Origin of the sequence: Sandarakinorhabdus sp. DWP1-3-1 (assembly GCF_049896705.1) — a bacterium.
Taxonomy (GTDB): Bacteria; Pseudomonadota; Alphaproteobacteria; order Sphingomonadales; family Sphingomonadaceae; genus Sandarakinorhabdus.
In genome coordinates this window covers 215381-240682 of the sequence record NZ_JAFCUV010000001.1, presented here as the reverse complement: position 1 = coordinate 240682, position 25302 = coordinate 215381, and the positions used below count along the sequence as shown (strand labels likewise).

Here is a 25302-nt window from a genome sequence, read left to right as displayed (position 1 = left end):
GCTTGCCCCGACTCGTTGTGGTCCCTTTGGGCGCGCTATATGACGGATTTGTTGCAGCGCTATAATGCGATTGTGACATTGATGGCGGCGGTGCGGCTTCGGCTGCAATTGGTCGGCCGTTGTTGCGCTGCAGCAACACTGCGACGGCACGGCGCCGACGGCCTGGTGGGCGATGACGGGCTCGAACCGCCGACATCTTCCGTGTAAAGGAAGCGCTCTACCAACTGAGCTAATCGCCCCGACCAGCGGGACCATGGGCAGCGCCCTTGGTGATCAGGGTTCTGCCGCGACGACTTGGGGAACGCAAGGGAAACGCGCGGAACCTGCGGGAGCGGCGATCCCCGCACTATTCCCAAACTCCGTTCCCGGCTTGTTCGGCGCCGTCCAACATCTGTGACCGATGATGTTCGCCGGGGCTTGCTGCCCAACGATTCGCGCCGCTAGCTTGGTCGCAGGCATGAAGGGGGTCATCGGTGCAACTCATTCCAGGCTCACCAATCTCCGAGAAGGAGCTTTGGGCTTGTGCTGTGCACATGCTCCAAAGATATGGCGAAAGCGCGCGGGACGAGGTCAACGGTCGAATCGATGCGATGGCCGCCGCGGACGATCCGGCGGGCTATGCGACCTGGCTCAACATTTCCCTTTGCCTTATCGCCTTGACGGTGCGGCCCGACCTGCTGCCGACGAACTGATCGGACATCATTGAATTTCCGGCCCCTGCTTCCCGAAGGCAGGCCGCGACGGCGTTCGGCGTCCTTCTCGTAGGGCGCGCCGGCCATCGCTCGAGCAAATCCACCCGAGAGAGCCGGAACGTTCGCGGTCCCAGCGGACTCGGTGCGTGACGCGTCCGGCTCTGCGCTGGCATGGTGGCGACCTGCGATTAGACGGTGCCGGCGAAGAAGAGCGGGGACGTCTCTATGCGATGCTATAGAGCAGGACCGGGACGCCCAGCGCAATTATCATGAAAACAAGACTTACGTCGCTCTTCGTTAGTGCGAGAGAGAAGAAGCTCGAACGCGTACCGGGGGCACCCTCTGGATCTTCGTCCACAATTTCGATGTCGAAGTCCTTCGAGAAGAAATGCTTTCGCCTCGTCACCAACTTCCGGCTTATGCCTTCGGTGGCATCGCACAAAACAACGACATTCGAACGGCGATCAGCCGTTTTGCAATTTAATTCCGACATGGATTAGGCTCCGCCTATTCGAATTTCCAAGCGCACGCGGCAACTTGAAAAGATGATCGAATACGTCTCGAACCCGGCGGGAATCGCCGAGCTCGAGCCTAGACACGCGCGGCGAGTTGCCCGGCGTGATGGCGAAAGCGTTGGTATGTCGCGAATGCGTACATGCAGCTTTTATTACAAAGCTGTCATCTTGTGTCAACCTGAGAGCGCGGTCCGGCAAGGATCTGCGGGGCGTAAGCCGTACCCGAGGGGGTCATCAGCCGTGCACAAGTCGCTCTGCTCACAAGGCAAGCCGACTGCGCTTCACCCGAAGTTTTGCCACCAGGCCTGCTGCCTGCCAGTCGAAGGCGAGCTCGCCGCGAAGTTGCTGCTCGACCGTCTTGAGGACGACACGGCTGCCGTAGCCTTGGCGATCGGGCACACTGGCGACAGCAGGGCCACCAGTTTCTGCCCAGACGATTACCAGGTCGTCGTCATCGCTGGTGCTGGTAATTTCGAGCATTCCTGACGGGACTGACAAGGCACCGTGCTTCAATGAGTTTGTGGCTAGCTCATGGATCACCATCGCCAACGTTGTGGCGGAAGTTTCGCCGACACCCATACGCGGCACCGACGTCCTGATCCTCCCGGCAAATGCACCGCCATCGTCGTATGGCGATAACAGGACAGCGATCAAATCGCCCAGTAAAGCGGCTCTCCCTTCTGTCCCGGGCAGTGGCCGGACCAAGCTATGCGCGCGGCCCAGGGCGGTGAGCCGCTGAACCAGCTCCTTGGTCATGTCCGGCACGGAAGCCGCTTTTCGCCCGGTCATATTCGTTAATGACGTTGCGATCGTGAGAAGATTGAGCACCCGATGGCTCATTTCGCCTGCTAGGAGCTCGTTGGCTTCCTCGGCCTGTTTGCGCTGGGTGACGTCGATGAAAACCCCAAAGCTCGAACGGTCTTGAAGGCCTTCGTCAGCACCTTTGCCACGCGCCGAAACCCACCGGATTTCATCCCCAAGCATGATGCGGAAGTCGGTTTCATATAGACCGCTTACCGATCGCGTGGCTTGGAATGCAGCACGAACACGATCTCGATCGGCCGGGTGGATGTGCGCAGACAGTTCATCGAAGGATACTTCGTCCTTCCAAGGCAGTCCCCAGAGCTCGAACCCGAACGCGTCCATGCTAAGGCGATCGGTGTCCACGTCCCAGCACCACAGCGCGACGGACGCAGCGTCTACGGCAAACTGCAAGTGCTCCGGGAGCCATCGCCGCGATCCTGCGCTTGATCCTGACATAGCTTCTCCACTATCCGGCGCAGCCATTTCGCAAATTCATTTCAGCCTATCGAGACCTCCCCTCAACCTGCAGTCCCGAGATCGGTGCCGTCTTGCGACGGCTCGCTAGCGATCTCAGTGCCCGGTTCACAGGTCGGCCAGTTCGCCGAACCTAAGGAAAAAGCGGCATAAGTCTGAACTGACAAAATGAAGGGCACCGATCCCTAGCTTTAGGTCGCAGCTGCGGCACACACAGGCAATGTTGCTATCTCCCCTCCTAGCTTCGTTGCGAATGATAGGGGAATTTGTCAGGCGGCGTTGGGCGTCGTTTGTAAGGGCGGCCCGCCGCCTGCATATCGACGCCCCCGGGCCGTCCGGTCGGGCTTGTGAATAGTATCGCAGGCGAAGGCACGCGCCAACCCGTGGCCGACGGCCGTATACCGTGCCTGATATCGGGCTGCAGGCGGACGGGTGCGATCGAGAAGTTCGGCGCCGACGCCGAAATCATCTGTGGCAAGCACTGGCGGATAGTGCCGGCGCTCGACAAGCGGCATCTCGCGAAGGTGAAGCGGCGCTATCGCCGACGGTCATCGGAGCCACTCGGGCGGCTGTGTGACCGCGCTTGGGACCGTTGCCGAACCGCAGCGATTGACGGCGCTGCTGGCATTATCAATGATGCCGACCTTGCCTAATTCCTTAAGACCATCTGAGGCCGAATGAGTAGTGCTCGCAACGAGAGGCGTCTTGCGAAGAAGGCCGGCGCAAAGGCAGCGAGTGCAGCAGGACCCATTACCAGAGAACTATTCACGGTCTGGCCAGGCGATGATCTCCCGCCGATACTGCTGGACATCACCGCTATGCGCGCATGGGCAAGTGCGGAGCTCAAGCCAAAAGCCGTCATGCTAGATTCTGCGTTGGCCGCCAAGCTGGTCCGAAACGGCTCGGTCGATATCGGCCACCTGAAGCATGCGTTCCAAGATCCGTCGGATCTGTCGCCGATCATCATTTGCTTGAAGATTTCCGCAGATGGCGCGGACATGATTGTCGATGGCAATCACCGCTACGTTTTGGCCTGCGTTACCGAACAGAAATACAATACCGGCGGCGCTGCACCCGGCTATGTCTTGTCTCCGCCGGAGTGGCGGCCGTTTGTAATTGACCCTGCGCTGGCGGCGATGAACGGAGTAGTTCCCGCAATGCCAGTCGGCCTTAACCCCAAGGGCATCTAACCCCCTCCTAAATTCGTTCCGAGTGAAAAGGCAACTTGGCGGGCGGTCTTCCGGGCTTCGGCCCTGAAGTTTCGACCCTTTCCCCTCCCCTCGACCGGCGCGCGCCGGCCTGCAGGGGCGCACTGGCGACGCGCAGACATACGAAGGGGCGGCGATGGCCCAAGCCACCACCGCCCCTGTTGCGCCCCCTGACGGGCTGCGCAATACACACCCATGACCATGCTCGCCCACGACGATCCTTCCATCGCCGCCGAGCGCGAGCGGTGCGCACGCATCACCGAGTCCCAGATCGTGGGCGCCGAAGGTGATGACCGCATCGAGCGGGTGGTGACAGCGATCCGCGTCGGGCAGAAGTTGAAGACCACCGTCAACGCCGAGCGCAAGCGCTGCTCCAACGTCGTCCGATCGCAGCTGAAGGGCGACGATGCAGACGAGCGCATCCAGGGCATCATCGACGCAATCGACGACGGTGCCGAGGCCGAGTGACAGCCTGACCAGCACCGCCCTTGCGACTCATACCCCACACCGCCACCTTGCCGCGATGTGCAACCGCTACCGCCTCACCGCCGACACCCATGCCTGGGCGATCGCCATGGGTGCGCAGCCGCTCGGCGAGTACGAGCCCCTGCCCCCGCCCGAGATCTTCCCCAAGCGCAGGGGCTGGACCGTCCGCACCGAGGCCGGCCACCGCATTGCCGAGCCCATGGCATGGGGCTTCCCACCACCGATGAAGGCCGCGGGGCCCGTCACCAACGTCCGCAACCTGGCCAGCCCCTTCTGGCGAACCGCCCTCACCAACCCGGCGCGGCGCTGCCTCGTGCCCGTCACCGACTTCTGCGAGTGGGAGGGTGAGAAGGGCGCCAAGATCGCCCGATGGTTCAGCGTGCCCAGCCTGCCCATCTTCGCCTTCGCCGGCGTCTGGCGCCCGACCGAGGCCGGCCCGGCCTATGCCTTCCTGACCTGCGAGCCGAACGCCTTGGTCGAGCCGATCCACCCCAAGGCGATGCCCGTGCTGCTGCACCCCGAGGATCATGAGCGCTGGCTCACCGCGCCGATCGCCGACGCACTGGCTCTCGCCGCGCCCTTTCCATCGCAACTCATGGCTGTCGCCTGATGGGGCAGTGGACTTCATCACCCTCAACGGTCGACACATTGATGGTCGAGGCGGTACGCAATTCCGGGTTCCAGTCGAACCTCCGGAACTGGTACCGGGTCAGCCTGGCGCGCAAGGACGGCAGCCTGTTCGCCTTCGAAGGCAAAGAGGTGCTCACCGTCGCGGGCGACTGGACCAGTCCACCCTGGGAGAAGCTGATCCTGTGGGAGGATCGCGCCGGCGGGAATGTCGCGGGGCGCGGTTGGGCCCGACACGGCGATCCCAAGCGTCCGATGATCTGGAAGGTCGGTCGGCCGGAGACGGTCGGCGAGGCGATGGCTGTGTGGGGCTGGACGGCGCTGGCGCACGAGATGGCCGAACGAATGAAGTGCCGCGTGCCTCACGAGGAGCCGCCGGGCGAATGAAGTCTGGCACGAAAAAGGGGCGACGAGGCCTGAGCTCCGCCGCCCCTGATCCGGCCCTCCCGCCTTCGCTACTTGCGATCAACCGCCGCTACACCGGCCCACCACGCCTGCCAAGCTCGCAACCTGGCCGCGTCGTTCTCTGCGTCCGTCACGACGGCGAGGGCAGGCTCGAACGGTATCCCCCCGGCCGCCGTGCAGGCGGCATCAGCAGCGAGGCTGGCGGCGCTGGCAGGACCGGGCAGGTCAGCATTGCCGGGGCGACCGGGATCGGCGCGACGCGCTCGCCACAGCCGGCCAAGGTCAGCAGTGCGGCGAGCATTGTCAGCTTGTTCGTGTCGAAGCGCAGCATCGGTCGTCTCCCTGATTTTGGCGTCGCGCGCCGCGATGGCGGCGTTGAGCCTGGCCCGCTCTGCCGTCGCCGCTGCGAAGGCCTTGGCGACCGCCGTGGCATCGGCTTCACGCTGTTCCTTGCGAGCCGCTGCGACCAGCGCGTCGACCCGGCCGCCGTGCCAGCGATGCGCGGCGAATATCAGGCCGGCCAGCAGCGCGATGACGGCGAGAATGCGCAGCACCTTTGGCCCGAAGCGGGCGGCCAGCGCGGCGAGGTCGAGGCCCGTCACGGCTTCGTCTGCGCCAGCTGCGTCTTGCCGGCCGGAGCGTAGAGCCGCGCCAGCGTGGCCCAATCGTCCTCGCTGGGGGCAAGCGCCGACTTCGGCCCATATGGCGGCTTAAGCCCTTCGGGGTCATTGGTATTGTCCATGACCGAGCCGGTGTTGGTGTTGCCGTTGGCGGCGTCGTTATGGGACAGGCCGATGGCATGACCGAGCTCGTGCGTGATGACGCTCTGCCAGCGTGCCGGCCCCTGCCGGGCCAGATAGTGCATGTTGAGCCGCACGACCGCCTGGACGGTCTTGCCGCCGCTGGGCCAGAAGTTCGCATAGCCATAGAAGCCGTTGGCACCGTAGCTGGCGGCGCAGACCTGGACGGTGCCGAACACCGGCTTGCAGGTCGCAGGCTCGCTCTTGCCCGGCACGATCACGAAGCGGATGTTCGTGCGAGCGGCGCCGGCATTCCAATCCGCCACCGCGCGCTCAAGGTACGGCCGCCAAGCCGGCGTCGTGTTATCGCCGACGCGGATGACCAGCGGGCCGGTGCGGGCCCAGGTCGGGCTGTTCGGCAGCGACGGCGTCGGGGCGGCGGTTGCAGGCATGGCGAGCGCCAAGAGCGCAAGGACAAGCAACAGGATACGCATCGTCATCCTTCCAGTGCAGCGGGTGTGGGGGTGACCGTGGTGGCGGTCGTCGTCGTCACCGTCGCGGCCGCCGCGTCGTCACTGCCGCCGGAAATGTCGACGCTTGTCCCTCCCGGGCCGTCGACCTTGATCGAGCGCCGGTTGATGGCCATGCCGAGGGCGGTGATGGTCACGAACGCGAGACCGAGCAGGCCGTAGGAAATGTAGGCGATCGCCGCGATGCGCTGGACCTGGGTCGCGTCGAGCCACCCGCCGCGCCAGAGAATATGAATACCCCAGCCCAACATCGCCATCGCCGTTGCGGCGCCGATGACGCTGGCGATCAGCGCGATAAGCGCCATTTGCGTCCGGGGCGGCCAAGCGATCACAGCCCGACCCGGTTCGCCAGCCAGCCATTGAGGAACTGCTCGTTCGCCGACCGTCCTTCGGCCAGCTCGATGTAGCGGGCGCCCTGCAGAGCATTGAGGCCGGTCAACACGACCTTCTCGCCACGGACCTGCAGCGCTTTTGCCAAGGCCGCGAGGGTCCCTGGGCCGATGACGCCGTCGGTCGCGATGTCCGGCCAATCCTTGCCCTGCCGGTTCATCACATTGAGCAGCCGCTGCAGGAACCGGATCGGCACGGTCGGGCCCATGTTGACGCCGGTGTCGACGAGCTCGGCGGCGATCGCAGCGGACAGGCGGAGCACCTTGTCGAAGCCTGGGCCGACGACATAGCGCTGACGGTAGATGTCCAGCGCCTTGCCGCGCGGGAGGTCCTGCATGCGGCCCTGCCACCCATTCGCGCGGGCGACTGCAACCGTGATGCCAAAGTTGGTCTCGCCGCCGCGGTCGTTCGGATCGTTCACATAGCCGCCCTCGGCCTTGAGAACCTCCGCCAGAATGTCATCGATGGTCATCGGCGGCGGTCTCCGGGCCAGGTTCGAATGAGCACGCAAAGCCACGCGACGGTGGCAAGCAGCGCGAGGATCAGCGTCAGCGCAGTGGCGGGATCGAAGCGCGGCATGTCACGCCGGCACGGGCCCGACCGGATCGGTCTCGGGCAGGTCGGCCATGAGATCCGGGCCGAGCAGCTGCTGGGCCATCGCGATGATCTTGTTCTTGGGGTCGCGGCCGTGAAGTTCGCCGACGACCATCCGGTACGCGGCGAGCGACGTCGTGAACTTGCGCTTCAGATCCAGCATCTCGGCTTCGGTGCCGGCAAGGCGGCGCTCCATTGCCTCAATGCGGTGGAGATACCAGTCGCCGCTCTCACGCTGCTCCTTGCCCAGCGCGATGCGGGCGTTAATCGTGGCCAGCTTTATCGCCGGCCAGGACCGCACCACGACGCCGAGAAAGATGAGCACCCCGGTCCAGACGCCGGCGCCGCCCGGTGTCAGGCCTGCGACGCCAAGCAGGTGATCCCCGCTCACGCCGATCACGGTTCGCGCTCATCCGGGTTCTGCGGCGGCCGTGGCGTCGATGTGCCGGCGTCCCGGTCTGCCCGGGCGGCACGGACACCGCGGAAGATGATGAACCCGATGGCGAGCAACAGGCAGAGCGCCGCGAGGGCGTAGAGCAACGTTTCCAACGTGGCTGTCCTTTCGGTCGATCCGCACAGACGGGCGGTCCCCGGCAATATCCGCGATTTCGGGAATGCCGGGGAGTGCGCCGGGTCAGGCCGGCGGCTGCCCGGCCTTGATGGCGGCGGCGCGCGGCGCGGTCAGTATCCCCAACTGCTCGGCCAGGTCGATGCCGGCGATGACCTCGGGCAGCGCCAGGTCGATCGACGGTGCCGCCAGCGTCAGCGTCCGCGCCTGGATCATGTAGACGTTCGTCGACTGATAAACGGCGGCAGTTTCCTCGGCCGTCCACAGCCGCAGGAACGCCAGCAGCGGCAGCGGCGGCGCCGGCTCGGGCGGCCGCGCGGCGGCGTCGCTGGCGCGCTGGGCAATGCTGCGCTCGGCGTCGCAATTCCATCCGTCGTCGCCGTCGGGTTCGAGCATGAAGCCCGGCCGCCAGCAGCCGCACACCGGGCACTGCACCTCGATGACGTCGCCGCCGCGGTCGCGGGTCGGCAGGTCGGGCCGGTCCTCGGGAGGAAGCTGCAGATAGTTCACAGCCGCGCCTCCCACCGGATCGGCGAGGCGCCGGTCGGCGTCAGGCTGGTCTCGGTCACCGTGCCGAGCGTGTATATGACGCTGGTGAAGCCATTGACGCTGGTGCCGCTGCTGCCGCTGATCTTGCCGACGCCGAACTCGTTGCCGGCGCCGAAATCGACCGCGCCGGGCGACGCCGCGAAATTATAGGTGCCGCTGGTGCCATGATACGCGGTGCCAGCCTGCAACCAAACGCCGGAGCGCTTGACGTAGATGCCGACTTCGATCGTGCCGGGCTCGCCGAACGCGATCGCCGGCACATTCACCGTGTAGCGAAACACGAAGCGGCCGTCATAGGGGTTGCCGGCGTTGGTGCGGTTGATCACGCGCGCCGGCTCACCGCCGGTGCCGGTCGTGCTGCTGCCATCGGTGATGGTGCTGCCGACGGTGACGCCCTGCGACTTGGCGATCAGGGTAAAGCCGCTGGCGGTCAAGCCGTCGGCATCGATGCGGATGTTCTGCCCCGCCGTCGCGGCATTGCCGCCATAGCTGAACGTCACCTGCGGCACTGCCGGCAGCGTCGCCGCGAAGGTGACCGCATCGCCGTCGCGCGCCTCGCCGCTCGCCACCACCCGGTTGAACGGGTTGCCATCACTGGCCACGAATGTCGGCAGCGCGTTGCCGGTCGTCGGCGACAGGTTCTGCACGATCGGCTGCACCGCGGTGACATCGGCATAATTGGCCGGCTTCTCCGCACCCGTCACCTCGGTCGCGAAATCGACGAAGTCCCGGTACGCGAGCACGCCCAGGGTCGGGATGAAGCCGATGGTGGGCAGGTCGCCGGTCGAGCTTGGCGTCGCGTTGGCCAGGTCGGAATAATCGGCACTGGCGACGTCGCGCAGGACCAGCTGGGTCTTGTCGATCGCCAGCCCCATCGTCTCGACCCGAAACCGCCGCGCGGTCCATCCGGTCCGTGGCCGCGCCACCGAGATGACATTGGTGGGCCGCAGCCCCAGCGTCTTCAGCGCCGCCGGCCCGGCCAGCCTGCCCTGCCGGCTCTCGCGCAGCCGGATCGAGGCGAGGCGTCGCGCCTGGTCCTGGTCCTGCACGAGACCGAAGTCGAGCGTGTCGGCCAGCTCCTCGCCATTGTCGAGCGCGATCAGGTCGCCCGGCCGAACCTCCAGATAGGGCGCCGGCTGATAGAAGTTGGCCGCGTCGACAAAGCTGCCGCGGGCGGTGTTGCGCACCTCGCCTTCGGGCAACGGCTGCCACTGGATATCACCGAGCCAGTCGCCGTCATCGACGGTCATCAGCGCCGTCGCGGTGTCGTCATGCGCGACCCACAGCCCGATCAGCCCCCCCGTGTCCGTCGCCTTGCCGCCGCAGGTTGCGTGGATCTTGCCAAGGTTGATGTTGTGGATTTCGCCGAGGCTCAGCAGGCCGTCGATGCGGTACCGGGGCTTGCCGTTGACAACCTCGTCGCAGACGTTCGCCGACGCGATGTAGCTGGCAAAATCGATGCTGCTCGGGTCCTCGCCCATGCCGGCCCAGAGCCGCCCGCCCTTTCGCCACCCGAGCCGATACGTCAGTTCGACCAAGGCCGGGTTGCGGCCGATCTGGTCACCGCCGACCTCATATGCCCATGTCGCTTCGTTGTCGGCGCGGTGCGAGCCCGAGCCGCCGCGCGTGCTGTCCCGGCGCGGGTCATAGACACGGCTCGTCTTGGCGATGAACTGGATATTCTGCGGCAGGCCGGACCTGAGCTTTTCCTCATCGAAGGCCCAGCGGAAATGCGACATGGCCAGGCCCTGCCCGACATGCGACGCGCCCCAGAGCCCGCCGTGGACCGTCGTGAACGGGTTGGCGGTGTGCGTGCCGTCGGCGGTCTGGATCGCCAGGATGCCCGCATAGGCGCCGGTCGGGGTCGGAAACGGCGTCGGGATATTGTTGATGTTCAGCGCGACATAGCCGGCGATCGGATGACACGTATGGGCGAAGATCATCGACAGGTTTTCGTTGTTGCTGCCCGACGTTCCGAAATAGATCATCTGCGTCGGCAGCGCGGTCTGCCCGATCGCCAGCCACTGGCGCACGTCGGCATCGAGGCTGACCCGCGAGGTCAGTCCGGTCGACGCGCTCAGCGCCACCTTGGGCTTGCCCTTGATAGCACTGAGCGCGTTGCCGGCCAGCCCGGTCAAGCCGCTGAACGCGATCGCTGCACCGAGACCTTGCAGGCCGGGCACGAGCGCCAGCAGCGAACCGCCCACGGTTTTCAGGATGTTGCCGACGACCTTACCCATCAGCTGGGCTCCGCCTCGACCGCGGGCCACCCGAGCGGGAAAGCATAGGCGCAGTCCGACATCGGCACGAACACCAGCCCGGCGCCGGTGTCGCTGGTGAACGCCGCGACCGATCCGACGCAGATACCGATGGCCATGCCGCCGCGCCGCAGCACGACGTCGCCGCGCTTGGCGAACGGCGCCGTGATGCAATTACCGAAGATGCGCCGGCACGCGGCCCGCAGATTGCCGTCGCGGTCGTTGAGGACCTGCCAGGCCGTGGCTTCGTCCGCATAGGTCTCGCGGTATTCGACCAGAGGATCCTGCCCGGTCATCGCCTCGACGACGTCGGCGACGAAATGGCAGCAGTCCCACGACGCCCAGACAAAGGGCCGGGACGCCGCGGCGTCGAGCGCCTGGTTCATCCGCAGGGTCCAGTCTGGCAGGCGGTCGATGGTCATTGGTTCCGCACCTGCCCGGCGCCGGCGGCCAAGCCACGGCCGATCGATCCGCCGACGCCCATGCTGCGCTGTACCGCGTCGGGCGTGCCGAACCGCAGCTCCTTGCCGACCAGTTGCGGGATGAAGTCGAGGGCGTTGTCGCCCGGGTAAAATGCCTTCTGATGCGCGCCGGCGAGTTGCCAGTTGCTGGCGCGCTGGCCGTCATAGCCCGACTTGGCCGCGACCTTGACGACGATCGATGGTTGGGCGCCATCGGTGCTCGACACATGTAGCAGGCGGCCCGTCATGATGCGCACCGGATCGGCGACGGGCAAACCGGTGGCGGTCGAGACGAAGCCGGCCCAGATCACGGCAAGACGGCGAGACCATGATGCCTCGGTGTTGACGAACTCATAGGCGGCCGGGTCGGTGAAGTCGGCGTTGCCGAGCATCATCGTCATGGTCTGGACCGAGCCATCGGCCGCATGGGTCAGCCCTTGGACCGCGGCGATGTCGGCCGCGCCGACGAAGGTCCGCCCGCCGGACAGCAGCGGATCGCCCACGACGGTCACCGTGAGGTTGCCGCGCCCGGTCCACGCCCAAAGAGGATCGCCGACGACGTCGAGATGCACGAGATAGAACGGCTGATTGACCGATGCCGAGGCGGCGGTCTGCATGGCTCCGCTGAGCGCCGGCACTAGAGGATTTCCTCGCCGGTGACGCTGATTTGGAACAGGCCGCCGGGCTGCGACTGGACGTCGTATTCGACCAAGCGGCAGGTCAGCCGAAACACCGACACGAGGGCAGGGACCAGCCCCAGATTGCCTTCGTCTGGCGGGCTTCCCCGGTACGGTGTGTCGATGTTGATCGTTGCGCGCCCGTCAACGTCCGAATTGACGTCGGCGGTCAGCACGAACATCTGATAGCCAACGACCGACTGTATAAAGATGCGGTCTCCCGCTTTTGCGATGCTGCTGTTTATGGCCCAGCGATGAGTGTTGAGGACCTTGCCGGTCTGGCCCGGTCCTCTGATCGTTGCACCGCCGGCGGTATAACCCGACTGCGGAATACCGAAATCAGGGTCGTAAACCTCGAAGCTACCGGTGCCCTCCTCCTGCGCCGCGATCAGCGCGAGCAGCGGCGCCGCCTCGGCGCGGTGCATCAGCTGATAGTCGAACCGGAACTGCCAGCGCGCATCATCGAAGCCGGAGCGGTAGACCTTGCCGTTGAACGGCGATTGGTTCGCGACGACGGTGCGCACCCGCCGGAACGACGCCGTGCCGATGTTGTCCATCCAGGCCGTCATGTGCTGGGAATTCCGATGTTCTGGGCCTCTTGGAAGGCCGCGATCGCCTGGTCTCGCGCGATGCCGGCAAACATGGCCGCGTCGGCCTTTGTCGCGGCGTTGCCGGCCAGGTTGATGGCGAACGACTGGTTGACGACGATGCCGCCCCCGCCGCCGAAGCTGCTGTTCGGCCGGACGTTGCCGGCGCCGCTGGGCACGAACAGCTCGGGCCCGCGCTCGCCGACGAGGTACGGCCTGTTGCCGGTCACAGGGCCGCCGACGGCGCGACCGCTGAGTGCCCCGATGATGGCGCCGAACAGACCGCCGCCACCGCCGCCGCTGCCCCCGCCCGACCCGCCGTTGAACAGCTCGCGCAAGCCCGACGAGATGAACTCTGCCGCCGCGGCTTTGATCGAATTGACCAGCACGTCACCAAGATCGTCGCCGAACGCCACGGCCTCGCCGAGATTGCGAGCCAAGCTCTCGCCGAAGTCGCGCGCCGCGTCGACGGTGCTGCTGCTGATGATTTCGGTATTGGACAGGTCGATTGCGACGCCCTTCACGCCTTCGAACTTGCCAAAGATATCGTCCAGGTCTGCCGAGATGGTCTTTACCGTGCCAGCCGCGTCGGTGAGGCCTGGGAAGTCGCCCGCGTTGCCGGGCGCCTGCGACTGCATCCGGAGCTGCGCCGGCGTCGGGTCTGCTTTGGCGGTCGAGCGCGAGCGGGTGGAGCGGGTAGACGTCGGCGTGGGAGTTGGCGTCGGGGTCGGCGTGGGGCTTGCATCTGGCCGTGAGGCGAACGCTTGCACGCTACCCTGCAACCCGGCTTTGAACCGGTCGCTGCGTCCCGCATCAATGCGGCCCTGTATGCCAGTCCCGAGCAGCGCCAAAACGCCCTGCTCTTCCCGGATTTTCTTCGACCCGTTGTAGAAGTCGGCAAGCTTTTGAGCCGCGCTGATCGACGCTGACGCCACGCCCAGAATTGCATTCGCGAGGCCGACGATCGCCTGCGCGTTTTCCGCAACGAAGCCGCTGATATTCGCGCTGAGCACTTTCTGCAGAGCCGCAATATCATCCGCCGCACGGTCGGCATTGGCGATCGCGCTATCCGACAGGACGACGCCGAGCCGATTGGCAGCGGCGGCCATCTCGTCCAGCGCCTTGGTGCCGCCCGCAAGCAGCGTGTCCAGTTTCTGGCCAGAGCGGCCGAACAGATCGACCTCCAGCGCCGCGCGCTTGGCGGGGTCTTCGATCTTGGCCAAGGCGTCGGCGATCTTGCGGAACGCTTCATCGGTGTTGAGGCCCTGCAGTTCCTTCTGCGAGATGCCGAGCGCGGCGAAGGCCTTGACCGCCTGCTCCCCGCCGAGCTTGGCGTCGCCGAGCGTCTTGGTCAGCTTGCCGAGCGCGCTTTCCAGCGTGCCTTGGTCAACGCCAGCCTGTGTCGCGGCGAATGAGAGCTCCTGATAGAATTTGGTGGAGACGCCCAGCTGTTGCGAGATTTCGCCGAGGCTCGCGGCGTATTCGAGGCCCGATTTCGCCAGATCAAAAATCTTGTCGACAGTTAGGACTGCAGCGAACCCTGCCGCGGCCCCCTTCAACAGGGTGAATCCAGCCCCCACCTTTTGTGTCGCAGCCTCGGCAAGGAGCGACGACTTGCGGATGCGTTCCATGCTTGCATCGGCGACGGTCGCTGCGCCTCGCATATCGGCATTGAACTTGGCGATGCGGGCTTCGAGTTCAACGATGACGCTTTCGGCGGTGACGGCCATTCAGAGGCATCCTGCGCAGGGCTGTGTCGCCGTCCGGCGAGATGCCCGGAAAGATAGCCGCTGCGGCACGGAGCGGGGAGTGCGCCGCCCGATTGCGCGGCGACCGCGATGGCCATAGGTTGCCGCCACAAACGGGGGACGATCGATGGCAACTGAAATCCGGGTGTTCTTTTGGGGCATCGCAGTGCTCGCCAACTGCGGCGCGATCTATCTTTTCGGGAAAACGCTGCTGTCGCTCGGTGAAGCCCCACCGTCTGGTTCAGGCGCAGAGACGATGGTCGGCGCAATGATCGGCGGCAGCCTCGTTTCGGTTTTCGCGCTCGCGCTGGCCGTGCTCTTCACCTGCCTCGCTATCAGCGTTGACGGCCTAACCCGCTCGAAAGCCCATCCCGCTACCCCGCGTTGAGCGCCGCCAGGCTGCGCCGAACTCTCTCCGCGTCGGGCGGCTCGACCGGGCGCTTGCCATCCTTCTCGGCGTGCCGCGCGTTCCAGATGGCCAGCATGGCGGTGTACTGGTGAAAGGTCAGCGCCTTCGCGTCGGCCGGCCCGACGCCCATCATGGCGCAGTTTACAAGCGCTTCCTCGAGCGAGAAGCGGCCTTCGTCGGCGTTGCCCCCGCCCCTGGGGCGGGTGGCGCTTTTGGGGGTTCGTACCCCTCGATCAGCGCTGACGTCACCGCGACGGCGACGGTCCAAGCCTCTGCGACTGGCCGCGCCGGCGGGCCGTAGGTGGCGACAAGCCGCTGCGCCATAATGGGCGTGACCGTGACCGCAGCACCGTCCACCACGCCTACGGCGCCGCCGATCAGGCCTTGCCGCAGCACCTCGATGATGTCGGCGAGGTAGAACTCGGCCTCGGCGGCGTTGCCGACGCTGCGCCCGTCGCCCAGGACATAGCGGCCCTTGAGCAGGCGAGCATAGAGCGCACCGATGCCGGTCCCGGTCTTGGTCTGGATCTCGGCGATCTGCGCCAGCCCGAGGCGGAACAGATATTCGCCGTCGCCGAACGCCAGCGTGATTTCGGTCTGCGGCACAGTCAGACCTCGGTGAACGTCCAAGGCCCGTCGGACTGGATCGTCAGTTCGATGCTGACAAGGTCGCCCTCGGTTGCGCCGGTCGAGATCGTGGTGAGCATGGCCGGCCCTGCGTAATAGCCTCCGAAGACGAGGTCGCCTGCCGGCTCGCCGATTTTGAAGCGCCAGTTCTTCGTAACGCCGCTCGCAGCCTGGACCATCTCGAGGCTCTCGCGTGCCAGATAGCCCGAGCCGGAAAGGCTCCACTGCTTCCCGGTCTTGGTGAGCTTGCGGATCGGGATGGCGGCCGGGTCGGCGCAGTCGCGGATGAACCGATCGGCGGTGTTGACCTGCTCGACGAAGCCCCGCGTGGTGAGGCCGCAAACGGCGGTGAAGACCTCCGGGCCGGCGCCGTTGCCGAGCAGGATGGTGACATAGCCGTCTTCGAGGACTTCAGGCAGCGCCATGGGAAAAGCTCCATCTAAGGGAACATGCCGCCATCACGACGGGAACGAGCCGGACTATACCGCCGGCGCAGGGACCGGGGGAGTGCGCCTAGCTGGCGACGATGATCTCGAGGTTCGTCACGACGTGCCAGGCGTCGGCTTCCTCCGGATCCTGCAGGGTGGTGTTGCCCGTGTGCCGCACCCGGGCCGTCGCGGGAAATCCCGTTTCGGCTGATAGGTCCAGCACCGCGCCGTCGAGCACCCGCGCGACCCACGCGCCGATGCGGCTCGCCTGGTCCTCGCCGGGGCCGCGGGCGAAGCTGTGCACCGCCACGGCGATCAGGCTGCCGTCAGCGCCGGTGGGCTTCCACGGCAGCTGCGTCGCCGCGCCATAGCGGATGAACGGCCAGGCGCGCGTCGGCGGGGTCTGGGGCGGGTAGATGCTGGCCGCTGCGATGACGCCGGAGGTCGGCGCCTCAGCCTTCAGCCGGGTCAAAATCGCGCGGCGCGCCGCCAGCGACGTGTCTTGTGCCATGATCAGTCGGCCCGGTGTCGTTGCTGGGGAGCAGCATGGCGTCGTTGCAGCCGAACGTCTCGCCGATGTGCATCAGGACGCACATCTCGAGCCAGGTCGCCACTTCGTCCATGGTTGGGGGCCGCGCCATTGCTAGCCACGATAGCAGAGCGACGGGCGTGCGTCATCGGCGCAACGCCTTGTTGACCGCGCGGCGCACCAGCTCGGTCACGGCGTCGCGGTTCCGGATCGCCGCCGGCCGCATAAATGGCCGGGCCGCCATCTTCGATGTGCCATTCTCGAGCTCGATCGAATAGGGCGCGTTGCTGCTGACCGTCACCTTCAGCGGGCCGGTCTGGACCGTCTCGATATTGTTCGCCAGCACGCCGGTGTCGTTGTTCGGCGCGTCGCCCGGCGCGCTCGGGACATGGTTCTTGCCGCTGATGCTGCCGCGCGTGATGCTGATCTGGGCATCGGTCGTAATGCGCTCGCCGCCGGTGAACAGCGCGGCTCCGACGAGCCGCACCGCATCGGGCCCGCCAAGGCTGCGGATACGCTGCGATGCCTTCGCGGCTCCGACGATGCGGACCATCAGGCGGCCCTGCCCCTCAGGTCCCAATAGCTGGCCGCCGGGTCGCTGGCCACGCTGGCGATGAGCCACCGCTTGCCCGAGACGGTCACCTCGTCATCCGTGGTGACCGCGCCGGCCAGCGTCGCGGACAGGATCAGGATCCGGACATCACCGTCGACGAAGCCCTCGGCACTGCGCATCGCATAGCCGGCCGCTTCGACCTGGGCCCGGCACGACACGTCTGCGAAGCCTGCGCCGGCGACGACACTGCCACCCGCGTCATACGTCGGGGCCTGCCGACGGTGCAGCGTAGCGGGCAGGTAGATGCTGCCGAACGCCGCGCCGAAGATCTGCGCCAGGCCGCCGCCGAGCAGGCTCACCAGCCCGGCATCCGGCCGAACGGATAGACGCCGACAACAACGCCGGTGCCGGTGACCCGCGCGCCGCCGCGGTTCTGGCGCAGCAGCAGCGCGAACTGACGCCCATAGGCGGTGCCGCCGTAGGCGCCGGCCGCAACCCCCGTGTCGCCGCGATCGAGCGACAGGCTGCCCGACTTCATCGACTTGAACCCGCCGGCCCCGGCCGCCGCCATCTCGGCCTCGGCGCCGATCCCCAGGCCTTGTTCAGTCATCAGATGCGCGGCGAGCAGCTGGCGGCCATATTCGCGGTCGCCCTCGGTCCAGCTGTCATCGACCGATCGGGCCGCGCGGGTCAGCCAAAAGTCGATCGTCGCACCGAGCACGGCGGCGAAGGCCGGGAACGAGAGTCGGAACGCCACGACGGCTGCGCTCTCGGGCAGGCCGACTGTGCCGGCAGCGGTCCCGAACAGGTCGAAGCTGCCCTGCCCCACGCCGAACACAGGCTGACCGCCGAAGTCCGCGGTGACGCTGCCGAAAAACTGCACCGTGGCTGCGCCGGACCCGCCGATCGCATGGCGCGCAGTCCCGCCGCCATCGAAGCTTATAATCGCCGTGGCGTTCCCGCCCGCGCCGACGCCGATCTGCTGGCCCGTTGCCGCGCCGAACAGATTGATCGTGGCAGACCCAATGCCGAACGTTGGGTGCAGGCCGGCGCTGGCGCCGAAGATGCTGATCGTCGCAACGCTGGCACCGCCGACGGCCTGGCTGCCCGCTCCTGTGCCGAGCAGGTTGAACGAGCCGAATGCAAAGCCGCTCACGCCTGACGGAGCGATGGCCCCGGCAGCCGTGTAGAAACCTGGCAGCAATGGCCCCTCGGTCATCGACAGCGCGGGCGAACCAGCCTGCAGAGCGTAGTTGCCGCCGCCAGCCCCGCCGACACCCGCCGCCGTCGCATGGGCCGGCGCAACGAACAGCGGATTATTCAGGACCGACGTGCTGGCGCCTATGTTGCTGCGCGGGCCTTCATAGTCGGGATTGAACCCGCCTGATGCCGGCGATGTGCTCCCACTGGCATTCATATACATCATGAAGTTGGCGTCATGGCCGACACCGAACGCGACGGGCCAGCCACCGGTCCTCAACGTCCCCGCGCCACCCCCTGCAAACAGGTCATGCTTCGTGTTGTACTGCGTGCCGATATTGTTCTTGAATAGCTGCTGCTTGTGCGTCCGATCGCGCGATGTCGTCGGAGAGTTATTGTCCACATAGCGCCAATTATAGCGCCCGTTATCGCTGTAACCCACTGTCGTGTTGTGGATGTGCAGAATGTTCGACGTGCTTTGCGTATTGGCGTCGCCCGAATAATTCCAGAATTGGCTCGCGGACAAGCCTGATGCCATCTCGAGCACATTGGCCGCGTCCAGAACGTCGCGGCCTACGCCGCTAACCACGATGATCGTCGCGCTTGATGTCGTCAGGGCGGTGACGAAATTGCCCATCATCACCGAATAATCGGGCCGGTTGATGCGCTGCAGGTCGGTGATGCGATTGCCCAGCAAGGCGCGTGCAGTGACGTTGCAGCCGCTCAATCCCCAGGAACAACCGCGAACCGACTGGCCGCCCGTAGTGATAGAGGCAGTGAGATTGGTAAAAGTCGTTGCGTGATAATCGATGTAGCCATTCACGCCGCTGCTGGAAATAACGACGGCAGGCTGTGAGTTATTGTTGAAAGCGACATCTTCGAACAGGACGTAGTTCATGCCCGACGTTTCGATCTGAATGCTGGCGCTTACGCCTCGGGTGATGCTGACACCCTGAAAGCGCATTGCGGACCCAGGCACGCCCGAGAAACCGCCCAGGCGCAGGCGCATCGCCGTCGACGTGCTGATGTCGATGATGACGTTGGCGCGGGTTTCAAAAGGATCGCGGGTGATAACCAGCGCCGCTGCGCCCTTGCAAACCTTGGTGCCGGCAGCGGCGACGCCGGGGATGTGAGTGGCTGCGCTGCAGCGGATTTCGCAGCCGCTCATGTCGCCGGCAACCGCATAGGCCGACGAGCCGGCCACGATGTCCAGCGATGCGCGTCCGACCGCGCCGGCAATTGACGAGAACGGCAGGCTGCGCGCTGTGGCGTCGGTGGTGCTCCACCGGCCCGTTGTGTTGCTGCCCGTCGTCGGGTTGACATAGGCGCGCGGCACATTGGCAAAGCGCGTCAGGTCTTTCAGGTCGTAGCGCGGCGAGAAGTCCCAATTCTCGTTCAGACCGCGCGCTGACCAGTCGGCGGTGTTGGCGATCGACCGCAGGATGTCGGTTGCGGCGGTGTTGTCGCCAACCCAAGGAATGACGCGGGCGTCGTACCGGATCAGCCCTTCGCTGAGGCTTCCCATCTGCGTGCTGGTGAAGGTGGCGCGGTAGACATAGACCGGCAGGGCGTCGGTGCTTTCGCCCGATACGACCATGTCGGTGACAGTCTGGTAGACCGTGTTGGTGCCGTCACTGGCCGAAAAGATGACGCAGGCGACCTGGCGTCCGTCGTGCTTGGCCCACAGATGCCCGGCGACAACCTCGACCGAGCGCGCCGAACCGTCGATCAGCCGGCGAAACGTCGTCGCCCATTGCGCAACCGGCAACGGGCTGAGCTGGGTCGAATTGTTGGTGACGCCCGCTGCGGTCGCGCCGGCAACGACCTCCATCGACAGCGCGACATCGGTTGCGGAGTAGGACGCGGAGCCACCGGCTGTGCGAACGCGGCCAGCGATAAGGATGTTGCGGACATCGTTCGCCGCAGCGCCGGTGTTGTCATAGCCCGGCGATGTGAGGGCCAACGGTTCGTTCAGCACCGTGCTCGGCGGCGTGCCCGAGTACGTTGCCGTCCAACCGTTGGCTGCGATTGCCGTGATCGCCATCGGACTATGTCACCTCAAAAGAAAAGGGGCGGGCCTCCCCCCGGAAAGCCCGCCCCATGCGACCCGGCCGGTTGCGTCAGGCGGGAATGCTGAGCTGCATGCCGGTGATCTGGATCGGGCCGCCGGCGACGATCGCCACCGTGTTGAGCTCGATGAACCCACCGCCACCCGTTGCCGTCACCGTGCCGTCGAACACCGTCGCGCCCGAGGCATCGAACACGCGCGCCCAAGACGCCGTGGCGGTCGCATCGGCGCTGACATCCTGCGTGATGGCCGACATGGTCAGCACACCGCCGCTGGACGAAGGTGCGACCGGATCGGCAAACGTTAAGGTGCCAAGCAGCGTGCCCGTCACCGCGGCGTCGGCGTTGGCCGGCTTCGTCCCCGAATAGATGTTGATGGTACCCTTACCGCCGCCGACGGTCGGATCGAGCAGCAGCGCCAGGCGATCGAGCAGCGTATTGCGTGCCGCTACGGTGAGGTTGATCGTCGCCATGGATCAGGCTTCCTTCTCGGGTGCCGTCGAGCGAGCGGTGCGGATCGCAGCGACGATGTCGGCCTTCAGCTTGGCGTCACCGAGATCGATCGCTTCGGCGCTGGCCAGTTCGGTCAGCTGCGCAATGGTCTGGTCCTCCAGCCCATCGTCCGCCGGCACGTCGGCAGCCGGGGCTTTCTCACCCTCATCGGGTTCCGCATCACCATCGAGGTCGAACCATCCGGTGCGCTCGGCGCTGCGAAATTCAGCCTTCGAGAGCTTCACGTCGACGGTCGCGCCCGGATCAACCGAGACAGGGCCGGCAACGGTGTTGATGCCGCGCGGCCCGGCCTGCGTGTTCTTGACAGTTACCATCGATCAAATCCCATCATAGTAGGCGCCGCCCTTGGGCAGTCGCCATTCGGTGCCGCCGACGTTCATGATGCCGCCGACTTCCCAGGTCATCGCCGACTTCTGGAAGGCAGGCAGGAACTCGTGCGGACCCGGCAGGTGCATCTGCACGACCTCGCGGGCGTTCTCGTACGCCACCATGCGCGCCGTGGAGCCGGCGCCGGCGGTCTCGAGCTCGCGCGATGCGATGATGTTGAGTTCCTGGCCGGTCGACAACTTGTAGAAGTTGTTCTCGCGGATGAACTTCAGGATCGTGTCATTGTCGTTCGTGCCCATGCGGGTCGAAGCGATGTACTGCATCCGGGTCGTGGGCAGGAGCAGCGTGTTGGCGATCTGCGTCTCGCGGGTCGCGGTGAACGGCGCGTTGAGGGCCAGGTTGATGTCGCGATTGATCTGGTCGGGCGTCTTCGTCGACCAGGTCGTGGTGGCGCCGGTGCCGTCGGCAGGCACGGTGGCGGCCGGAACGCCAGCGTCGTTGATCAGGCCGGTCATGTTCTTCTCGGCCGAACCACGGATGGCGATGCCATAGATGAACTGTTCCGCGACCTTGGCCGCTGCCATCGCCTTGTCGTTGCCGAGGTTGCGACCGAGGCGCGCGGCGCGCTGAAGCTCCTGCAGCGACCATTCATAGCCGATGCCGGCCAGCTGGTTCGCTCGCACGAACTGCGTCTGCGCGATGTCGGCGAAGGGCATGTCGAAGCCCTTGCCCGACAGGAACTCTGCCTTGCCGGCGATGTCGCCCGAATAGAAGACCGAGCCCACGTCCCACATGTCGCCGTCGACGTTGGTGAACATCAGGCGCGAATAGTCGAAGGACGGGTACTTGACCTGATAGACCTCCGTCTCGATCCGCAGCAGCTGCGGCACGATGAAACCGAGCGCCTGCTGGGCATCGAGGAAGTTGATCTCGGGCATCTCTGTCGTTCCTTCTTCGGGACTGCGGCGCTTCACAGCGCGGCGTCGGGGCGTGGCAGTTAGCGGCGGACGATGCGGACCATGGCGCCGCTGGCAGCGGTGTCGTCGAAGAACCAGCCCGGCGCGATGATGTTGGCGCCGGCCGTGTCGACGATCAGGCCACCGGCGGTGATGTAAACCTGGGCGCCATCGGTCACCGCCTCGCCGGCGACAACCCACATCATGCCCAGGGCAAGCAGCGCGGCGCTGCCGTACTGCGGCACGATATCCGCGGCGACGCCTCCGGGCAGGATCTGCACGCCATGATCGGCGATGACGAAGCCCATGAGGCCGCCGGCCGTCGGGGTGGCGGTTACGCCATGATCGCCGGCGCCGCGGAACGCCGCCTTGCCGAACGCGATGCCGGCCGCGTCCTCGACGGTGCGGCTGATGCGGTTCGAGGTTTCGCCATTGGCGACCTGACCCGGAAAGCCGAGCGGGATCGAGGCATCATAGGTCGTCTGGACTGCGGGCATTGGATCGTTCCTTCTACGGGCCGGAGCGCTTCACAGCGCGCCATCGAGGCAGTGCAGGGTTAGGCGGTGGCTGCGCCCGCGTGTGCGGTGGCAAACCGGGCGGCGCGAGCGGCCAGCGCGGCGTCGCGAGCCTTCTGGGCATCGCCGATGCTGACCACGCCGTCACCGATGACGGTGCGCAGCGGATCGGTCTTGGCATCGGCCGTGGTCGTTGCGAAGGCGGCGAACGCACCGGCAATGCCGGCATCGTCCAGCGCGGTCGCGGCGTCTCCGAGCCGGACCGCAACCGCGGCGCGGCGGATCTCGGCGTCGCTCTTGCCGTCGACGACGAGCGTCGGGGCGATCTTCTTGGCGTCGGCGATGACGGCCTGGCGGGCGGCGTCGCGGGCGGCGATCTTGGCCGGGTCGTTGGCATCGGCCAGCTGCGACTTCAGCGCGACGATCTCCCCGTCCTTGGTGGCGACAGCGGCGAGCGCGGCGCCTTCCTTGGCGGCGGCATCGGCGACCTTGGCGTTGAGCGCGGCAACCTGGCCGGCGAGCTTGTTGATGACGGCTTCGGCAGCGTCGGTCGTCTCGATCGGCAGGCCGTCGAAGGTGATCGTCTTGGTTGCCACTTTGCTCTCTCCTGTATCGCCGATGCGCAGGTCCGACCCGCCCCGTGCCACGGAACATACCGCCACATGATTTCCGCGGGGAGTGCGCTGCCACGCGTCATAGGCCTCGCCCGAATCGGTGACGCCGGCCTCGACGACGAGGTCGCAGGTATAGCCGACGCTGAGCTCGCGCTTGCCGGACTGGATCGCCCGGATCGTCGCGCCGTCCATGATCTTGATCGGCACCTTCACGAATTCGCCGTCGCGCATGACCTCGCCGCCGGTGTCGCCCTTGGCGTACTGGCTCCAGTTGTCGGCGGTGACCATGACCGGAGGATGGTCGAGCGTGATGGGGCGGTGCGCCATGCTGGCCATCGCATCGGTGGCAAAGACCTCGTCGGCCGGGCGGTACACGCGCAGGAACTCACCCGGCGCGCGATCGGTCAGGCCCAGTTCGCCGGCCGTGTACTGCTGAATGCCGGTGCGGGCGATGCGCGCCTCGCCGACCAGATAGCCGTCGCGGGTGATGCGGATGCCGGTCAGCGGCGCCGTGTCGGAGAGCTGGATCTGCATGGCGGCAAGATATGGCGGATTGCGCGTGGCCGGGGAGTGCGCCCAGCGTCGTCTTGCTGACAAGACGCAATGCCCTATGCTGGCGGGCAATGACACAGTCCTCGAGAAACCCGCGCAAGGGTGTTGGAAAATGCATATTCTGCGCCGGCGGCTCGCTAACGAAGGAACACATCTGGCCGACTTGGGCGGCACACTTGCTGCTACCGAGCCCAAAGCATGTCCGCTACTTTGCCGTCATGCGGCGCGGTGAGATCGCCGAGACCCCCGTAAATTGGGAGCGTCAAGGTAGCGTCGGGACGAACAAGCTTCGGGTGGTCTGTCGTAGTTGCAATAATGGATGGATGAGTGCGATCGAGATGGCCGCTCAGCCGCTCCTGACCCTGATGGCAGGGGGAGCTCGCACCCATCTTTCTACCACCGACATCGATGCCGTCACGCACTGGGCAGCGCTCAAGTTTCTGATCTTAGATCATGTCAATCCGGCTGACTGCACGGTAACGGCCAACGAACGATCAGCATTCTACCATACTCGTACGGTGCCTACCGGCCTCCGCATTGATTTGATGCGTTGCGGAGTTGGTGATTGGCAGACGCGATACCAGCGGCATTCTGGCACGTTAAGCACTGGCCCTGCTCGACCGAATACAGGCGGCATGAACAATGTCTGCAGCATCGCCTTGGGGTTCGGACAACTTTTCATCTTCATGACGCGGATTGTCGCCGTAAATCTGCAAATTTCGCCGAACCGAGCAAAAGCTGTCTGCATCTTGCCGAAACCCACTCACGGGGTCTCTTGGCCGCCATTATTCCCAATTGGGATCGACGAGGCAGAGAAGATAGCTGGTACTGTTGGGGACCTGTTCACCTCGAGGTGGTCCAAGCACGCCGATTGAATGTTGCTATCTGTCGAGATCCAACACCGCCCGCGCCCGACACCCGCAGTTCGGAAGCTCTCCCGGCATGTCCTCGGGCGGGTCCTTGTCGCTGAACACCTTGCCGTCGAGCGCCGCGTGCTCCTCGCGGCCGTTGACCTTGCCGCTGGCCAACCACTCCCACTGATCGAGACCCGCCTGCCGGCGTCGCTCGGCCGCCAGCTGCGTGGTGAGCTTGGACAGCTGATCGCTGGCGATGCGGAGGCTGCGGGCTCGGCCCAGCGCCACCGCCTCGTTCATCTCCCGAGCGACGTCGCGCGCCGGAGTGCGCCGGCTCAGACCGCGAAAGACGATGTCCGAGATCCTGCCGCGCGCCTGGTCGGAGACGTCCCGAACCAGCGCGACGTTGCGCTCTACCCATGTGTCGAGCGGCGCCCTGGCATCGCCTGGCCCGATGACCGTATCGAGGTTCACGCCGGTCGCTGAAAGCACGCCGGCGGCGAACCGGCAGCGCACGAAGCGCTCGATCCGCACGGCCCAGTCGCGCAGCGCCGGGGTCAGCACGAGCGTCAGGCGCGAAGCCTCGCCATCGGCTGCGCTGATCGTGCTGGCGGCGCGGGGTGCATCATCGCGGGTCATGGCGTCCATGGGCTGGGCGGCCAGAGCTTCCGAATAGGCGGCGAGTATCGGGCCGCGCGCTGCATCGTTCCATACCGCAACGACGCGGAGCAAGATGCGCGCGAGCTCGTCCGACTGCGCCTTGGTGCCGCCGATCGCGGGCAGCACGACGCGTTTGCGTTTCAGGCCTTGGCGGCGCGCCATTGCGGCGAGGTCGTACCGCACCG

At 65.9% G+C, this 25302-nt stretch carries 34 protein-coding genes and 1 tRNA gene; 7 read left to right on the top strand and 28 right to left on the bottom strand.

The annotated features are described in order from the left end of the window. Nucleotides 1-163: 163 nt before the first annotated feature. Nucleotides 164-239: transfer RNA gene (locus tag ACP7AI_RS01125), tRNA-Val, on the bottom strand. Nucleotides 240-533: 294 nt separating this feature from the next. On the opposite strand from ACP7AI_RS01125, the gene ACP7AI_RS01120 reads away from it, so the two are divergent. Beyond that, the gene (locus tag ACP7AI_RS01120) at nucleotides 534-692 is read left to right on the top strand and encodes a hypothetical protein (protein ID WP_426163145.1); all 159 of its coding nucleotides are present in this window, start codon (nucleotides 534-536) and stop codon (nucleotides 690-692) included. Between the two features lie 773 nt (nucleotides 693-1465). Here the strand turns inward: ACP7AI_RS01120 and ACP7AI_RS01115 are convergent. Continuing rightward, nucleotides 1466-2374 carry a sensor histidine kinase gene (locus ACP7AI_RS01115; protein WP_426163143.1) on the bottom strand — a complete coding sequence of 303 codons (909 nt, stop codon included), beginning with the start codon at nucleotides 2372-2374 and terminating at the stop codon, nucleotides 1466-1468. Nucleotides 2375-3162: 788 nt separating this feature from the next. Between ACP7AI_RS01115 and ACP7AI_RS01110 the strand changes: the two genes are divergently transcribed. From ACP7AI_RS01110 to ACP7AI_RS01095, 4 genes are all read left to right on the top strand, one after another. Continuing rightward, nucleotides 3163-3675 (top strand): hypothetical protein, encoded by a 513-nt coding sequence (locus ACP7AI_RS01110; RefSeq protein WP_426163141.1) that lies wholly within the window; start codon nucleotides 3163-3165, stop codon nucleotides 3673-3675. Between the two features lie 213 nt (nucleotides 3676-3888). After that, nucleotides 3889-4161, top strand: coding sequence for a hypothetical protein (locus ACP7AI_RS01105; protein WP_426163139.1), 273 nt, complete (start codon nucleotides 3889-3891; stop codon nucleotides 4159-4161). Further along, on the top strand, nucleotides 4145-4789 hold the full coding sequence (locus ACP7AI_RS01100; protein WP_426163137.1) for an SOS response-associated peptidase: 645 nt from the start codon (nucleotides 4145-4147) through the stop codon (nucleotides 4787-4789). Before ACP7AI_RS01105 ends, ACP7AI_RS01100 begins: the two co-directional genes overlap by 17 nt. Nucleotides 4790-4830: 41 nt before the next feature. Continuing rightward, nucleotides 4831-5193 carry a hypothetical protein gene (locus tag ACP7AI_RS01095; protein ID WP_426163135.1) on the top strand — a complete coding sequence of 121 codons (363 nt, stop codon included), beginning with the start codon at nucleotides 4831-4833 and terminating at the stop codon, nucleotides 5191-5193. A 68-nt stretch (nucleotides 5194-5261) separates the two neighbouring features. On the opposite strand, the gene ACP7AI_RS01090 is transcribed toward ACP7AI_RS01095, so the two are convergent. From ACP7AI_RS01090 to ACP7AI_RS01035, 12 genes are all read right to left on the bottom strand, one after another. Further along, entirely contained in the window at nucleotides 5262-5813 is a 552-nt protein-coding gene (locus ACP7AI_RS01090) for a hypothetical protein (protein WP_426163133.1), read from the bottom strand. Next, nucleotides 5810-6451: a M57 family metalloprotease gene (locus tag ACP7AI_RS01085; RefSeq protein WP_426163131.1), complete on the bottom strand. Its 642-nt coding sequence runs from the start codon at nucleotides 6449-6451 to the stop codon at nucleotides 5810-5812. Before ACP7AI_RS01085 ends, ACP7AI_RS01090 begins: the two co-directional genes overlap by 4 nt. Then, nucleotides 6448-6786: a hypothetical protein gene (locus ACP7AI_RS01080; RefSeq protein WP_426163129.1), complete on the bottom strand. Its 339-nt coding sequence runs from the start codon at nucleotides 6784-6786 to the stop codon at nucleotides 6448-6450. The genes ACP7AI_RS01085 and ACP7AI_RS01080 overlap by 4 nt, the downstream gene beginning before the upstream one ends. Before the next feature lie 23 nt (nucleotides 6787-6809). Next, complete coding sequence (locus tag ACP7AI_RS01075) at nucleotides 6810-7343, bottom strand: glycoside hydrolase family 108 protein (RefSeq protein ID WP_426163127.1); 534 nt, start codon at nucleotides 7341-7343, stop codon at nucleotides 6810-6812. Between the two features lie 108 nt (nucleotides 7344-7451). Continuing rightward, nucleotides 7452-7865, bottom strand: a complete 414-nt coding sequence (locus ACP7AI_RS01070; protein WP_426163125.1) for a hypothetical protein — start codon at nucleotides 7863-7865, stop codon at nucleotides 7452-7454. After that, nucleotides 7862-8014 carry a hypothetical protein gene (locus tag ACP7AI_RS01065; protein ID WP_426163123.1) on the bottom strand — a complete coding sequence of 51 codons (153 nt, stop codon included), beginning with the start codon at nucleotides 8012-8014 and terminating at the stop codon, nucleotides 7862-7864. The genes ACP7AI_RS01070 and ACP7AI_RS01065 overlap by 4 nt, the downstream gene beginning before the upstream one ends. An 85-nt stretch (nucleotides 8015-8099) precedes the next feature. Then, nucleotides 8100-8543 carry a hypothetical protein gene (locus ACP7AI_RS01060; protein ID WP_426163121.1) on the bottom strand — a complete coding sequence of 148 codons (444 nt, stop codon included), beginning with the start codon at nucleotides 8541-8543 and terminating at the stop codon, nucleotides 8100-8102. Then, entirely contained in the window at nucleotides 8540-10822 is a 2283-nt protein-coding gene (locus ACP7AI_RS01055) for a phage tail protein (protein ID WP_426163119.1), read from the bottom strand. The genes ACP7AI_RS01060 and ACP7AI_RS01055 overlap by 4 nt, the downstream gene beginning before the upstream one ends. Next, nucleotides 10822-11262, bottom strand: coding sequence for a DUF6950 family protein (locus ACP7AI_RS01050; RefSeq protein ID WP_426163117.1), 441 nt, complete (start codon nucleotides 11260-11262; stop codon nucleotides 10822-10824). The genes ACP7AI_RS01055 and ACP7AI_RS01050 overlap by 1 nt, the downstream gene beginning before the upstream one ends. After that, the gene (locus ACP7AI_RS01045) at nucleotides 11259-11918 is read right to left on the bottom strand and encodes a hypothetical protein (protein WP_426163115.1); all 660 of its coding nucleotides are present in this window, start codon (nucleotides 11916-11918) and stop codon (nucleotides 11259-11261) included. Before ACP7AI_RS01045 ends, ACP7AI_RS01050 begins: the two co-directional genes overlap by 4 nt. Before the next feature lie 20 nt (nucleotides 11919-11938). Then, a complete protein-coding gene (locus tag ACP7AI_RS01040) occupies nucleotides 11939-12547 on the bottom strand; it encodes a hypothetical protein (protein WP_426163113.1) in 609 nt (202 codons plus the stop codon). Continuing rightward, a complete protein-coding gene (locus ACP7AI_RS01035; protein WP_426163111.1) occupies nucleotides 12544-14295 on the bottom strand; it encodes a hypothetical protein in 1752 nt (583 codons plus the stop codon). The genes ACP7AI_RS01040 and ACP7AI_RS01035 overlap by 4 nt, the downstream gene beginning before the upstream one ends. Nucleotides 14296-14440: 145 nt before the next feature. Between ACP7AI_RS01035 and ACP7AI_RS01030 the strand changes: the two genes are divergently transcribed. Further along, nucleotides 14441-14701, top strand: coding sequence for a hypothetical protein (locus ACP7AI_RS01030; protein ID WP_426163109.1), 261 nt, complete (start codon nucleotides 14441-14443; stop codon nucleotides 14699-14701). Here ACP7AI_RS01030 and ACP7AI_RS01025 read toward each other — a convergent pair. The 13 genes from ACP7AI_RS01025 to ACP7AI_RS00965 form a co-directional block, all read right to left on the bottom strand. Further along, a complete protein-coding gene (locus ACP7AI_RS01025) occupies nucleotides 14688-14855 on the bottom strand; it encodes a hypothetical protein (RefSeq protein WP_426163107.1) in 168 nt (55 codons plus the stop codon). The genes ACP7AI_RS01030 and ACP7AI_RS01025 overlap by 14 nt on opposite strands. 8 nt (nucleotides 14856-14863) lie before the next feature. After that, a complete protein-coding gene (locus ACP7AI_RS01020) occupies nucleotides 14864-15328 on the bottom strand; it encodes a gene transfer agent family protein (protein WP_426163106.1) in 465 nt (154 codons plus the stop codon). A gap of 2 nt (nucleotides 15329-15330) precedes the next feature. Then, nucleotides 15331-15774, bottom strand: coding sequence for a phage tail tube protein (locus ACP7AI_RS01015; protein WP_426163104.1), 444 nt, complete (start codon nucleotides 15772-15774; stop codon nucleotides 15331-15333). Nucleotides 15775-15862: 88 nt separating this feature from the next. After that, nucleotides 15863-16288 (bottom strand): DUF3168 domain-containing protein, encoded by a 426-nt coding sequence (locus tag ACP7AI_RS01010; protein ID WP_426163101.1) that lies wholly within the window; start codon nucleotides 16286-16288, stop codon nucleotides 15863-15865. After that, a complete protein-coding gene (locus ACP7AI_RS01005) occupies nucleotides 16230-16400 on the bottom strand; it encodes a hypothetical protein (protein WP_426163099.1) in 171 nt (56 codons plus the stop codon). Before ACP7AI_RS01005 ends, ACP7AI_RS01010 begins: the two co-directional genes overlap by 59 nt. A gap of 51 nt (nucleotides 16401-16451) precedes the next feature. Beyond that, nucleotides 16452-16859 carry an HK97-gp10 family putative phage morphogenesis protein gene (locus tag ACP7AI_RS01000; RefSeq protein WP_426163096.1) on the bottom strand — a complete coding sequence of 136 codons (408 nt, stop codon included), beginning with the start codon at nucleotides 16857-16859 and terminating at the stop codon, nucleotides 16452-16454. Next, nucleotides 16859-17218: a hypothetical protein gene (locus tag ACP7AI_RS00995; protein WP_426163093.1), complete on the bottom strand. Its 360-nt coding sequence runs from the start codon at nucleotides 17216-17218 to the stop codon at nucleotides 16859-16861. Before ACP7AI_RS00995 ends, ACP7AI_RS01000 begins: the two co-directional genes overlap by 1 nt. Beyond that, nucleotides 17215-20103: a DUF4054 domain-containing protein gene (locus tag ACP7AI_RS00990; RefSeq protein WP_426163091.1), complete on the bottom strand. Its 2889-nt coding sequence runs from the start codon at nucleotides 20101-20103 to the stop codon at nucleotides 17215-17217. Before ACP7AI_RS00990 ends, ACP7AI_RS00995 begins: the two co-directional genes overlap by 4 nt. A gap of 76 nt (nucleotides 20104-20179) precedes the next feature. Further along, nucleotides 20180-20599 (bottom strand): hypothetical protein, encoded by a 420-nt coding sequence (locus tag ACP7AI_RS00985; protein ID WP_426163088.1) that lies wholly within the window; start codon nucleotides 20597-20599, stop codon nucleotides 20180-20182. A gap of 3 nt (nucleotides 20600-20602) precedes the next feature. Continuing rightward, nucleotides 20603-20953, bottom strand: a complete 351-nt coding sequence (locus ACP7AI_RS00980) for a hypothetical protein (protein ID WP_426163086.1) — start codon at nucleotides 20951-20953, stop codon at nucleotides 20603-20605. Nucleotides 20954-20956: 3 nt separating this feature from the next. Further along, nucleotides 20957-21904 (bottom strand): DUF2184 domain-containing protein, encoded by a 948-nt coding sequence (locus tag ACP7AI_RS00975; protein ID WP_426163084.1) that lies wholly within the window; start codon nucleotides 21902-21904, stop codon nucleotides 20957-20959. Between the two features lie 59 nt (nucleotides 21905-21963). After that, nucleotides 21964-22419: a structural cement protein Gp24 gene (locus ACP7AI_RS00970; protein WP_426163081.1), complete on the bottom strand. Its 456-nt coding sequence runs from the start codon at nucleotides 22417-22419 to the stop codon at nucleotides 21964-21966. A gap of 59 nt (nucleotides 22420-22478) precedes the next feature. Then, nucleotides 22479-23585 (bottom strand): DUF2213 domain-containing protein, encoded by a 1107-nt coding sequence (locus ACP7AI_RS00965; RefSeq protein WP_426163079.1) that lies wholly within the window; start codon nucleotides 23583-23585, stop codon nucleotides 22479-22481. 341 nt (nucleotides 23586-23926) lie between these two features. Here ACP7AI_RS00965 and ACP7AI_RS00960 point away from each other — a divergent pair, with 341 nt between their 5' ends. Next, entirely contained in the window at nucleotides 23927-24478 is a 552-nt protein-coding gene (locus tag ACP7AI_RS00960) for a hypothetical protein (protein ID WP_426163077.1), read from the top strand. Between the two features lie 6 nt (nucleotides 24479-24484). On the opposite strand, the gene ACP7AI_RS00955 is transcribed toward ACP7AI_RS00960, so the two are convergent. Further along, nucleotides 24485-25300, bottom strand: a complete 816-nt coding sequence (locus tag ACP7AI_RS00955) for a phage minor head protein (RefSeq protein WP_426163075.1) — start codon at nucleotides 25298-25300, stop codon at nucleotides 24485-24487. Between the last annotated feature and the right edge of the window lie 2 nt (nucleotides 25301-25302).